Source organism: Dyella sp. GSA-30 (genome assembly GCF_027924605.1).
Taxonomy (GTDB): domain Bacteria; phylum Pseudomonadota; class Gammaproteobacteria; order Xanthomonadales; family Rhodanobacteraceae; genus GSA-30.
In genome coordinates, this window is sequence record NZ_AP027042.1 from 1,393,815 (window position 1) to 1,406,055 (window position 12,241).

Annotated in this window: 11 protein-coding genes; 3 read left to right on the forward strand and 8 right to left on the reverse strand. The window is 62.7% G+C overall.

Annotated features, from left to right (window positions below; translation table 11 throughout):
• Window positions 1-3 precede the first annotated feature (3 nt).
• The 6 genes from QMG46_RS06135 to QMG46_RS06160 all read right to left on the reverse strand — a co-directional run bounded on the left by QMG46_RS06135 (window position 4) and on the right by QMG46_RS06160 (window position 6,330).
• On the reverse strand, window positions 4-810 hold the full coding sequence (locus QMG46_RS06135; protein WP_281851605.1) for an SDR family oxidoreductase: 807 nt from the start codon (window positions 808-810) through the stop codon (window positions 4-6).
• Window positions 811-821: 11 nt separating this feature from the next.
• A complete protein-coding gene (locus QMG46_RS06140) occupies window positions 822-1,712 on the reverse strand; it encodes an SMP-30/gluconolactonase/LRE family protein (protein WP_281851606.1) in 891 nt (296 codons plus the stop codon).
• Window positions 1,712-2,704 (reverse strand): L-arabinose ABC transporter permease AraH, encoded by a 993-nt coding sequence (araH, locus tag QMG46_RS06145; RefSeq protein ID WP_281851607.1) that lies wholly within the window; start codon window positions 2,702-2,704, stop codon window positions 1,712-1,714. Before araH ends, QMG46_RS06140 begins: the two co-directional genes overlap by 1 nt.
• A gap of 5 nt (window positions 2,705-2,709) precedes the next feature.
• Window positions 2,710-4,248 (reverse strand): L-arabinose ABC transporter ATP-binding protein AraG, encoded by a 1,539-nt coding sequence (gene araG / locus QMG46_RS06150; protein WP_281851608.1) that lies wholly within the window; start codon window positions 4,246-4,248, stop codon window positions 2,710-2,712.
• Between the two features lie 7 nt (window positions 4,249-4,255).
• Window positions 4,256-5,245 carry an arabinose ABC transporter substrate-binding protein gene (locus QMG46_RS06155; RefSeq protein ID WP_281851609.1) on the reverse strand — a complete coding sequence of 330 codons (990 nt, stop codon included), beginning with the start codon at window positions 5,243-5,245 and terminating at the stop codon, window positions 4,256-4,258.
• A gap of 65 nt (window positions 5,246-5,310) precedes the next feature.
• Window positions 5,311-6,330 (reverse strand): 2-dehydro-3-deoxygalactonokinase, encoded by a 1,020-nt coding sequence (locus tag QMG46_RS06160; protein ID WP_281851610.1) that lies wholly within the window; start codon window positions 6,328-6,330, stop codon window positions 5,311-5,313.
• A gap of 104 nt (window positions 6,331-6,434) precedes the next feature.
• Between QMG46_RS06160 and QMG46_RS06165 the strand changes: the two genes are divergently transcribed.
• Together QMG46_RS06165 and QMG46_RS06170 are read left to right on the forward strand one after the other, a co-directional pair.
• Window positions 6,435-7,340: a LysR substrate-binding domain-containing protein gene (locus QMG46_RS06165; RefSeq protein ID WP_281851611.1), complete on the forward strand. Its 906-nt coding sequence runs from the start codon at window positions 6,435-6,437 to the stop codon at window positions 7,338-7,340.
• Between the two features lie 159 nt (window positions 7,341-7,499).
• Entirely contained in the window at window positions 7,500-7,955 is a 456-nt protein-coding gene (locus tag QMG46_RS06170; protein WP_281852823.1) for a hypothetical protein, read from the forward strand.
• 4 nt (window positions 7,956-7,959) lie between these two features.
• Here the strand turns inward: QMG46_RS06170 and QMG46_RS06175 are convergent, their stop codons facing one another.
• Both QMG46_RS06175 and dnaG read right to left on the reverse strand, forming a co-directional pair.
• Window positions 7,960-8,589, reverse strand: a complete 630-nt coding sequence (locus QMG46_RS06175) for a DedA family protein (RefSeq protein WP_281851612.1) — start codon at window positions 8,587-8,589, stop codon at window positions 7,960-7,962.
• A gap of 94 nt (window positions 8,590-8,683) precedes the next feature.
• Window positions 8,684-10,414 (reverse strand): DNA primase, encoded by a 1,731-nt coding sequence (gene dnaG, locus QMG46_RS06180; protein ID WP_281851613.1) that lies wholly within the window; start codon window positions 10,412-10,414, stop codon window positions 8,684-8,686.
• A gap of 80 nt (window positions 10,415-10,494) precedes the next feature.
• On the opposite strand from dnaG, the gene QMG46_RS06185 reads away from it, so the two are divergent.
• Entirely contained in the window at window positions 10,495-12,231 is a 1,737-nt protein-coding gene (locus QMG46_RS06185) for a S41 family peptidase (protein ID WP_281851614.1), read from the forward strand.
• Window positions 12,232-12,241 lie beyond the last annotated feature (10 nt).

Consider the following 12,241-nt stretch of genomic DNA (forward strand, 5'->3'; position numbering starts at 1 on the left):
GGCTTACTCGTGATACAGCTGGGAACGGCCGCCATCGATCAGGATGTCGGTCGCATTGATGAAACGCGCCTCGTCGCTGGCCAGGAACAGGGCGGTGTAGGCCACCTCGTCCGGCTCGCCGATGCGCTTGGTCGGCAGGATCTCTGCCTGGCGGCGCTTCTCCGCCGCCGGGTCGGGTGCCGCGGCGAAGCCTGCCTCGGCAATGGCGGTAAGAATCAGGCCGGGGGAAATGGAGTTGACGCGGATGCGCTGCGCCGCGTACTGGATGCCCAGCGCGCGGGTGAGTCCGATCAGGCCATGCTTGGCCACCGGATAGGGGAAGCAGCCCGGGATGATCTTGTGGCCGTGCACGGAAGCGATATTGATGATCGAGCCATGGCCGATCTCGAGCATGTGCGGCAGCACGGCCTGCGCGCAATTCCAGGCGCCCTTGAGGTCGACCTCGAAGCAGCGCTGCCACTCATCGTCAGACAGCTTGAGCGGGTCGTTGAAGACGTTGATGCCTGCATTGTTGACCAGCACGTCCGGCGAGCCGAAGCGTTCGACGGTGGCGTCGACCATGCGATGGATAGAGGCCACATCGGTAACGTCGGCCTGGAACAGCATGGCGTTGTCTTCACCGATCTCCGCCAGCGTCTGGCGCGCCTGTGCGTTGTCTTCGAGCACATTGATCACCACGCGTGCGCCGTGCTCGGCAAACAGGCGTGCCGTCGCCGCGCCGATACCCTGGGCGGCGCCGGTCACGATGGCGACCTTGCCGGCCAGCCGGGGCAGGGGAGTGGTACGGGGATCGGGGCGGGCGGTGGTCATCGGGATATCCATCAATAAGCGAGGCCGTAGCGGCTTTCCGGTAGCCCGCGTCCACGGGGAGCGGCTACCGTAAAGACTGCGCCGTGCAAAGGTTGTTTAGCGATGTCGTCGGCGTTCAGATCGGCATAGGCGGTTGTTACCGCGAGACGATCGCGTTGCGTGCCCATGAAGCTGACGCAGCTGGGCTGGCTCACCGGCATCTCGATCACGCAATCGACGCGGCCATCCGGGGCGTAACGGACGACCCGCGAAGCGCCCCATTCGGCGTTCCACAGGAAGCCGTCGCTATCGATGGTCGATCCGTCGGGTGTGCCGAACGGTTCGGGTACTTCGGCGAATACATGGATACGGTCGACCTCGCCGGTCGCACCGTCGTAATCGCATGCCATGATCCGCCGCGTCGGCGTATCGCAGAAATACAGCGTGTCGCCGTCTGGGCTGAAGCAGATGCTGTTGGTGATCGTGGCCTTGGGCAGTGCGAGCGTCGTGAGCTGACCGCTTGCGCTATAGCGATAGAACGAGGCGATGGGTTCCTTGCCGCGTTCGTTGATCGTGCCGAAGACGAAGTTGCCGTGGCGGTCGCAACGGCCATCGTTGGAGCGCGTGCCCGCGAGTTCGGGCTCGATCGCTGCCAGCGGCTCGATCGCACTGTTGCGCAGATCGAAACGCACGAGCTGCTTCTCGAGCGCCATCAGCAATACATCGGAATCCTGCGTCAAGGCGAAGCATCCCAGGCGCGAGGGAAGATCCCAATGGCGTACATCACTGCTCACCGGGTCGTATTGCCAAAGTTTCGAGGCCAGGATATCGGTCCAGCGCAGCACGCCAAGCCGATCGTCCCACACCACGCCCTCACCCAGGGCATGCCGCGACGTGCTGATGGGTTCGATCGTATTCGTCATCAATGTGTCGCCCGGCGGTTCTTCAACTGGTCGACCAGCACTGCGGCGAGCAGGATCGCGCCACGCACGACGTACTGGTAGAAGGTATCGATATTCATCAGGTTCATCGCGTTTTGCACCGTGCCCATGATCAGCACGCCGACCAGCACGCCGCTGATCGTGGCGCGACCGCCGGCCAGCGACACGCCGCCCAGTACGCAGGCGGAAATCACGTCGAGCTCGAAGCCTTCGCCCGCATTGGGCTGGCCGCTGGTGATACGCGAGGAGAGAATCACGCCGGCGAATGCCGCGACCACGCCCTGGATCAGGAAGATCACGATACGCGTGCGATCCACCGCCACACCGGCCAGACGCACGGCTTCCGGATTGCCGCCGATAGCGAGCGTGTTACGGCCGTAGGCGGTCTTGTTGAGCATCACGCCAAACACGACGAAACAGGCGACGGTGATCCATACCGGAATCGGTAGCCCGAACAGCATGTTGGTGCCGATGACGTAGAACGCCTCATTGGATACGCCCACCGCCTGACCCTTGGAGACCAGGAAGGCGAGGCCACGCACGATTTCCATCATGGCCAGCGTGGTGATCAGGGCGTTGATCTTCAGCTTGGCGATGATCGCGCCGTTGATAAAACCGATCACCGCGCCGGCGACCAAGCTGGCGGCCATGCCCAGCATGACGCTGCCGGTAGCGTTGGCCACCATCGCGCAGGTGACACCGGCAAAGGCGACCGTCGAACCCACGGAGAGGTCGAAATCGCGCGAGGCCAGGCAGAACATCATTGTGCAGGCGACCATGCCGATCTGCGAGACCGACAAGGCCACGCTGACGATATTGTCCCAGGAGAAGAAGTACGGCACCGTGCCGCTCAGCACCGCGAACAACGCGATGAAGATAAGTGCCAGGCTGTAATCGTCGATCGCGCTGCGCAGCCACGAATGCTGCGGCGTGCTCGGGGTGGGTGAGGAAAGCGTGGGTGAAGTCTGGGACATGTCTCTCAATTCCTGCGCTGGTTCGCCTTCGGAGCGCCTTCGGGCAGCGCACAGGCAAGTACGTTTTCTTCGTTGGCCTGATCGCGTGCGAACTGGCCGGCGATACGGCCGTTGCACATCACGACGATGCGGTCGGACACGCCCAGCACCTCCGGCAGTTCGCTCGACACCATGACGATCGCGACACCGCGTTCGGCCAGGGCATACAGCACGTTGTAGATCTCGTTCTTCGCGCCGACGTCGATGCCGCGGGTGGGCTCATCGACGATCAGGACGCGCAAATCGCCCTCGGCGAGCCAGCGCGCGAGAATCGCTTTCTGCTGATTGCCGCCCGACAGCAGGCGGATTTCCTGGCGGCGGTTGGGCGTGCGGATCGAAAGGCGCTTGATGAAGTCATCGGCGGTTTTCGCTTCGATGGCGTCGTCGACGAACAAGCCGGCGCGCAGATGATTGCGCCGTGCACTGATATTGATGTTCTCCGATACCGAGCGGACGCCGACGATGCCGTCTTCCTTGCGGTCTTCCGGGCAGAACATCAGGCCGGCTCGGATAGCTGCGCGTACATCTGTGGCGGGCAGCGTCTTACCGTCGATCTCTACAGCACCACCCAGGCGCTTGTCCGCGCCATAGACGACACGCATGGTCTCGCTGCGTCCCGCGCCGACCAGGCCGAAGAACCCGACGATCTCGCCCGAGCGTACCTCGAAGTCCACTGGCGCTTTGACCTTGTGGCCGGTCACGCCGCGTACCGACATGCGTACATCTCCCAGCTCACGAGGCCGGTAACCGAAGATGTCGTTCAACTCGCGCCCGACCATGCGCTGTACCAGCGTCTCGCGCGTGACGCCTTCGAGCGTGTCGAAGTCGGCGATCTTGCGGCCGTCGCGAAACACCGTGGCAGCGTCACATAGTTCGAAGATTTCATCGAGGCGATGCGAGATATAGATCATCGCCTTGCCCTGCGCGCGCAAGTCGCGCACCAGCCGGAACAGCACTTCGGTTTCGCGATGCGAGAGCGAACTGGTCGGCTCGTCCAGCGCAAGAATCCTGGCATCGCGCAGAATCGCCTTGCAGATTTCCACCATCTGCCGCTGGCCGATGGAAATGTTGCGCATCTTGGCGCGCGGGTCGAGATCCACGCCCAGGGCATCGAGCTTTTCACGCGTCCACGCCAAGGCCTGCCGGCGCTGCACGAAACCCATGCGCGTGGGCAGACGCCCGAGCAGCAGGTTTTCCATCACTGAGAGTTCGGGGACGTACTGCAGCTCCTGGTGAATGATCGCGACACCGGCGGCGATCGCTTCGGCGCTGGAGCGAAACTGTCGCGGCTGGCCGCCGATGATCAGGCGGCCTTCGTCCGGCGTGTACTCGCCGCCGAGAATCTTCATCGTGGTCGACTTGCCGGCGCCGTTTTCGCCGAGCAGACCGTGCACGCTGCCAGCGTGCACGCCAAAGCTCACCTCGGCCAGCGCCCGTACGCCGGGGAACGATTTGCCGATCGACTCGAACTGCAGATAAGGCGTGGCGTCTTGCTGCGCGGCCATCGACATCTTACAGACCCATGGCCTTGCGCACGTCGGCGGCGTTGGTGCGGGTAATCAGGCGGCCATCGGTGAGGGTGATCATTGGCGGCGCCTTGTCGCTCTTGATCCAGTCGTACATCTGTATCGACGTGTCGTAGCCATGGCGCTTGGGACTGATCAGGATGGAGCCGTAGAAACCGGTCGCCTGGCTCTTGGCAAATTCGTTCGTTGCCGAATTGCTGCCACCGATCCCGACGCCGATCATGTTGGCGGCGTTGATGCCACGGCCTTCGGCGGCACGCACGGCGCCGAGCACGGCCTCGTCGTTCATGCCGAACGCGACCCAGTGCTTGAACTGCGGATGTTGCGTGATGGCGATGCTCGATGCGTTGAAGGCGTTTTCGGTATCGGATTTGGCTTGCGGCGCGTTGAAGATGTTCGCCTTCGGAAAGCCACTGGCGAGCAGCGCTTCCACCGCGCCGTCATCGCGGTCGCGCGCGGTCGGCAGTTGATCGAACGACACGCGAAGCGCACCGACTTCGGCTGGGTTCCAGCCGCGGGCCTTGATCTGTTCGGCGATCGCCTGGCCGACCTGCTTGCCGATATTGACCGCGGAGATACCGGTATAGGGCACGCCTTCGATCGGCTTGCCGCTGCCATCGACCAGGCGGTCGTCGACGGTGATCAATTTCAGGTGGTTGATACGCGCCTTGGCGACGATGGAAGGCCCAAGCTTCACATCGGGTGCGCAGATGATGAACCCCTGTGCATGCTGCACCTTGAGGTTATCGATCGCATTGAGGACCTTGTCGCCATTCTCGGCGCCGATCTTCACCAGCTCGAAGCCCTTTTCTTTCGCGGCTTGTTCGGCGAAGCGCCACTCGTCGCGGAACCAGGGTTCCTCGGGCTGCTTGACGACAAAGCCGATCTTGACCGGGTCGTCTGCAAAGGCGGGCGCGCTGGCCAGGGCCAGTGCAACGGCGATGCCGCGAAAGACGTGGGTGAGTTTGCGATTCATCATTCCCTCCTCAAAACTTATGACGAGCCAACTGCGATAGTGCGGTGCCTGACTGGGTGGATCGATCAGGCGCGTTTGCGTTCATTGCTGCCGAACAGGCCGCGTTCGCGCGCCACCGCGATGGCGCCGCGGCCGGCGAGATTCGCCTGCTGCTGGTCGTCCAGTACGGTGACTTCGCCGGAAAAGAAATCGTCGCCCTGCACCAGCAGCGCAATGGCTTCGCGCAGGATCGACTTGCCGCTGATCACGAAGCGCACGCCGGGCATGACCTCGATCGCGCTGGAGTTCTTCAGCGTGAGCAGGTCCGAGCCGAGCACGGCGCCGAGCAGGAAGTTGGCCCGCGCATTCGCGTCGTAGACGGTGAACTGGTCGAGGATGCGCACGCTGAAACAGGCGCGACCCAGGCCGATCTGTTTGGCCGAGCGTGCACCGGCCAGCAGCATCTCCGCGTCGATGCGTTTGGCGAAGCCTCCGTCGAGCGAGCTGGCCAGGATGGTTTCGTGCGAGATCACGTGCAGCAGCTCGCCGGCCAGGGTGGTGACGCAGCCGGTGATCTGTTGCTTGTCGTCGAGGCTGACAAATTTCGAGTGCGAACCCGGCAGGACGATCACCGCCGGTTCCTTCAGCTGCAGGCATTCGATCAGCGCGAAGGTTTCGGTCTCCTCGCCGCGCATCATGTCCATCGCCTCGCTGTTATGCAGACCGATATGGTCGACAGCGTTGCGTACGCCCGGCACGAACCAGATCGGTCGCGCCCAGACGTTTTCGATGCGGGCCTCGCGCATGGCGCCGGCCAGGGCGTGGATTGCCACCGGGGCGGCGACATGCGGGATCTCGCACAAGCCCATGTTCGAGGTGATCATGCCCGACGCTAGCACGTGGTCGACATCGTCCGCGCTCAACTCGGCGGCGCCGAGGGCTTCGTCCAGCGTTTCGCGCACGGCCGCTTCCAGGCGGGTGCGATTGCCGGTGATGGCCGTGTCGCGAACACCTACCTGTCGGGCGGCCTGCGCGATGGCGACGCCATCGCGCCAGAGACAGACGCGGGTGTTGGTGGTGCCGGTGTCGATCGTAAGAATGTTCATGCGCGATCTGGCGGTTAACTGACTTCGATTGTTGGTAGTACCGCCAGACGTGGCAAACTAGAAATTCACGGGGGTTCCCCCAAGTTTTTCTAAATGAGCTCGCAATGAAGCGCTCGCTACCCCTCAACGCACTACGTGTCTTTCAGGTTGCGGCGCAACATCTGAGCTTCACCAAGGCGTCCGAGGAGTTGTCGCTGACCGCCGCTGCCATCAGTCAGCAGGTGAAACAGCTCGAGCAATATCTCGGCACGACGTTGTTTGTGCGTAGCAACAATAAGCTGACGCTGACGCCGGCCGGTGAGCGCTATTTCCCGCGTGTTCGCGAAGCTTTTCGTGCACTGCAACATGCCACGGACCAGCTGCTCGACCAGAAACTGTCCTTGCGTGTCTCCGTGCCGGCCACCTTCGGCACCAAATGGCTGGTGCCGAGGCTGTTCCGTTTCTTCGATCGGCACCCCGATATCGATGTGGCCGTGCAGACCGAAACCCAGGTGGATGCCGGTCGCTGGGACATCGCCATCGAGGACCGCGCGATCGATGACCGGGCCAGCGAAGACCCTGCCTATAGCTTGTTGGCGACCACCGATTACACGCCCGTATGCAGCCCGTCGATCGCCACGCTCCTGACCGCTCCGGCGGCATTGAATGGCCAGACGCTGCTGCATGAGCGCGCCGGACGCCGGGCGGCGGTGGCGCCGGACTGGGAAGCCTGGTTTGCACAAGTCGGATTGAGCTTGAGCGATAACACGCGTGACATGGGTCTGGGCGACGGCACGATGATGTTGCAGGCGGCGATCGAAGGGCAGGGCATCGCGCTGGCGCAGCGCTTGCTGGTGGCCTACGACATCGCAGCGGGGCGTCTGGTCGAGCCTTTCGATCTACCGACACCATGGCGGCACTCGTATTACCTCGGCCTTGCCAACGAGGCGCGGGACCGACCCGAAACGCTGCTGTTCTGCGACTGGCTGCGCGAAGAAGTGGCGATCGGCATGAGCGCACGTCCCAGCTGAGTTCGGCGGACAGGCGCGAACGGTGCCGTCCGATCTGCCATGCGTTCACCGACGACGGCATTGGCTATGCCGTTAGCTCATCCTTGTCTTGTCTATCAGGGGCAGTCAGGGAGGGCAGTCGTGCAAGTACGCAATATCTGGATCGTCGCGTTGATCGTCATGCTGGCGATGGCTTTGTCGCCAGCGGCCTGGGCTGATGAGGAGAAATATGTCGATGCGATTCACTATCCCGACAACGAGGAGGGCTGGAGCCGCTTTTATGATTTGGCCGAGCGCCTGACGCGCGACTTTGACGCAGTCTGCGGCGATACCTTTTGTGAGAGCGATTACAGCAATATCCAGTCGCTGCGTCTTCGCTGTTCGGTCGAGCGTGCAACCGGCGTGATGGGCGAATGCATCTGGACATTTGCCGGCAGCTATGAAGATGTCGATCCGGTCAACGGCCGCGTGCAGGTGGACGCACGGGTCTGGAACTGCAAGGCGCCACTTGCGGCGGGAACATCGATCGAGCATTTCTATGCTGCGCTGGAGGGCAGTCATCTCATGGACGCCATCGATGCGCCATTGCCGGGCACCAAACTAAGCCTCTACGACGGGCTGACTGATTGCCTGTAATGGGTTAGTGCTGGTCCGTGGCGGCACGCGCCGCGCGTCGGCGATGCCGCCACCACAGCACCAGCAGAACAACGACAATAAGGCCGCCCAATACCCACAGGCTGCTCTGACCGCGGCGTATCCATTTCACCAGCCATTCGTGGTTGTCTGCGCCGAAATAGCCCAGATACACCCAGATAGGCACGCTGATCAGCGCAGCCAGGCCATCGAGCAGCAGGAAGCGTATGAACGACACGCGATGCGTGGTGCCGGCGGTGATGTAGACGGCCGTGCGCATACCCGGCAGGAAACGCGCGATAAACATCAGACGGTTGCCGTAGCGCTCGAATTTCTCTTGCACCTTGGCATAACGAGCGGGCGTCAGCAGGCGCGATACCACGCGCCATTGCAGGATATGCGCGCCGTAGTGGTGGCCCAGCAGGAACATGCCCGCATCGCCGACCAGCACGCCGATCATGGCGACGACGAACATGATATGCACGTTGGCATAACCCAGGCCGGCGATCACGCCGCCGGCTACCAGGGTGATGTCTTCGGGCAGCGGCGCGCCTGCGCCACATAGCAGCAGGGCAATGAAAACCGCGGCGTACCCGTTCTCGGCGAACAGTGTCACCAGTCGTTCGAGCAGATCCATCTACGTATTTGCCTTCATGCGCGGACCGGAATGGCTGGGCAAAAGGACATCATCCCACAGAACTATTGGCCAGGGGTTGCAGTGCAGCATCGGTTTACTCCGCTGTCGGTGCCGGCTGTACACGCAGGGCCAGCAGTTCGCGCAGCTCGGCTTTTTCTGCACTGTCGAGCGTACCTTGTCGATGCTTGGCAGTGAGTGCCTCGCGTCGGAGCACGATCGCCTGTTGCTCCATCCGCAGCAGAGCATCGAAAAACTCGATCCGCTGCATCTCCGGTTCGCCGACAACCGGTGCGGCCATGAGTTTCTGCAGGGCGGGATACTCCTCGCGTTCGGCGTAATGCTCGATCAGCATGGCCGGATTGATGCCTGGCCGTGAGCGCGCCGTATCGATCAGATCCGCGAGTAGCGAAATGCCGGGCTTGTCCAGGCGCAGGAAGCGGTAGGGACGTTCGACCTCATCGGCCATGCCCGGTTGCGCCAGCAGCAATGCGATCGCGCTGCGCACCAGGCTGCGTTGCACCGCGACCGGGCGTTGTGTCTGTCGGCGCACCGGCTCCGGTTCAAGCATGGCACGCGCGCCACTGCGCTTTTCCAGCTCCTGCGCCATCAGGTCGCGAAACGCACCATCGGGCAGGCGTGCGATCAGCGGCCGTGCACGTTCGGCCAGCCGGGCGCGACCGTCGAGGCTGGCCATGTCGACGTCGTGCGCGAGTTCGCCAAAGAAATATTCCGACAGCGGCGTGGCTTCTTTCAGCCGCTTCTCGAAACCTTCCTTGCCTTCCTTGCGGATCAAGGTATCGGGGTCTTCGCCATCGGGCAGGAACAGAAAATACGCCTGCCGCCCGTCGCGCAACCGCGGCAATGCCGATTCCAGTGCCTTCCACGCCGCCGCGCGCCCAGCGCGATCGCCGTCGAAACAGAACACGACATCCGGTGCGGCGCGAAACAGCACTTCGGTGTGGTCGGGCGTGGTTGCCGTGCCCAGCGTCGCCACCGCAATCGGCAGGCCGGCCTGATGCAGGGCGATCACATCCATGTAGCCCTCGACCACCACGATGCGCGCCAGGCTGCTATTGGCCTGCTTCACCTGCCATAGCGCGAACAGCTCACGGCCCTTGTGGAACAGCGGCGTTTCCGGCGAGTTGAGATACTTCGGGCCCTGATCGGCCTGCAGTACGCGTCCGCCAAAAGCGATCACGCGGCCGCGGCGGTCGAGGATGGGAAACATCAGCCGTTCGCGGAAACGGTCATATTTGCTGCCACGTTCGTTGCTGGCCACCATGCCTGCTTCGTTCAACAGCTGCATGCGCCGCTCACTGGTACCCAGTGACTTCATGATGCCGTCGTAGCCGGTCGGCGCCCAGCCGATGCGGAAGCGCTCGATCGTCTGCGCATCCAGCCCACGCTTCTTGCAGTAAGCCTTGGCGTCGGCGTTCTTGGGCAGCTCGCCCTGGTACCAGCGCGCGGCGCTGTCGAGCAGCGCGTAGAGATCGGTCTTGTCCTCGCGTGGCGCATCGTTGCCGCCCTCGCGTGGGACCTTCAGGCCGACGGCTTGGGCCAGTTCCTCGATGGCATCAGGAAACTCCAGCCGTTCGTAATCCATCAGGAACTTGATCGCCGTACCGTGCGCGCCGCAACCGAAGCAATGAAAGAACTGCTTGGCCGGGCTCACATAAAACGATGGACTGCGTTCGTTGTGGAACGGACAGCACGCGGTCCATTCTCGCCCGGCCTTCTTCAACGGCACGCGCCGCTCGATCACGTCGACGATATCGACGCGGGCAAGCAGTTCATCGATGAAGCTGTCGGGGATCCGGCCACGCATAGGACATTAGTTTAGTCGATGGGGGAGGTTTCCAGTGGATCGGCCGCGGTAAGCTCGGCCGATCAAAGGGGAGGGATGGTATGGGGCGAGGGCACGGGATGGTGGTGTTGGCAGGGCTGCTGGCGATCGGTATGACCAATGCGCTGGCGGCTGAGACGCAAAGCCCGGCGATGCAGGCCTACGACCGCCTGAGTGCGGCACGTGAACAGGCCGAGGCGGTGCGCAAGGATGGCAAGGACACGCCGGCGTCCAGGCAGCAAGCCGAAGCGATACTGCTCAAGGCGCTCGGCGATACCTATTCGCCGGAGATAACGTCACTTGCCGATGGTAGTGGCGCTCTGCGCTTTCGTAGTTACAACATTCGTGACGACTTGTTCCTGTTGTATGTCGACGAGGGCGAGAAAGCCAAGGCGCTCGACATGATGGCAGCCAATGTCGCGCAGGCACCGATTCCTGCCGACAACATTTTTCGTAGTGACAAGGCCAAGGCGCTGCTGAAGGATGAGTCGCGCTACAAAGACATGCTGTCGCACATGGACGCGACGGGGCGGCTATGGCACGCAAAGACGATCGCCGTGCCGTACAAGCCACAGTTGAGCGAAGCGGAGCGTATCGCCGGATTGTCATTGTTCTGGTCGGAGGCCAAGTACAACTTCGCACACTTCAACAATGTGCCGCAGCTCGATTGGGATCAGGCGTATCTGGATTTCCTGCCGCAGGTGATCGCGGCCAGCGATACGCGGTCGTACTACGAAGTGCTGATGCGTTTCGCGCCGTTATTGCACGACGGCCATACAAATATCGATCCACCCAAAGAGCTGCAAGACAGCTTCTATGCCCGCCCGCCGCTGCGCACGGCGCTGATCGGCGGCAAGGTGCTGGTGACCTTTGTTGGTAGCGCACTGCTGGACAAGCAGGGCATCCATGCCGGAGACGAAATCGCCAGCATCGACGGCGTCGAGGTCAAGCAATACGCGCACGAGCACGTGGAGCCTTATGAAAGCAGCTCCACGCCACAGGACATGGACGTGCGCAAATATACCTACAGCCTGCTTGGGGGCGACAAGGACAAGCCGGTCGAACTTGGGCTGGACGATGGCCATGGTCATCGCCGCACGGTGACGGTCGCGCGCAGCAACTATCCGGATCGGCACGGTCCGCCGCAGTTCGAGTTCCGGATGCTGCCGGGCGGAGTGGCCTATCTGGCGATCGATCACTTCGAAAGCGAGGCGTCCAGCAAGGCCTTCGAGGATCATCTACCGCAGATCATGCAGGCCAAGGCACTGATTCTCGACATGCGACAGAACGGCGGCGGTTCGGACAGCTATGGTTTCAAGATCCTTACGCATCTCACGGACGCCCCGATTCCATCCGCCGCTGCCTACGAACAATCGGTCAGCGCAGTGTCGCGCGCCAACGGCGGCCTGGGTCTGGAATGGGTGCCGCTGGATGGCAGCGGGGAAGCCTATCCGCATGAAACCAAGTCCATTTTCCGGGGCCCTGTCGCGCTGCTGATCGGTGCGCAAACCTTCTCGGCCGGCGAAGACTTCGTGATGTCGTTCGATACGCTCAAGCGCGGCATCCTGGTGGGCCAGCCGACGGGTGGCAGTACGGGCATGCCGATGTCTTTCATGCTGCCGGGCGGCGGCTGGGCGCGCATCTGCGTCAAATGGGATCGTTATCCGGATGGGCGCGAGTTCGTCGGTCGTGGCATTACGCCGACTATCGCCCTGGCGCCGAGCGTGGCGGATGTGCGCGCAGGGAAAGATCCGGTGCTGGAGCGGGCGCGGCGAGAGCTGGTGAAAAGCCTTCCGTGATCCGGTCCGT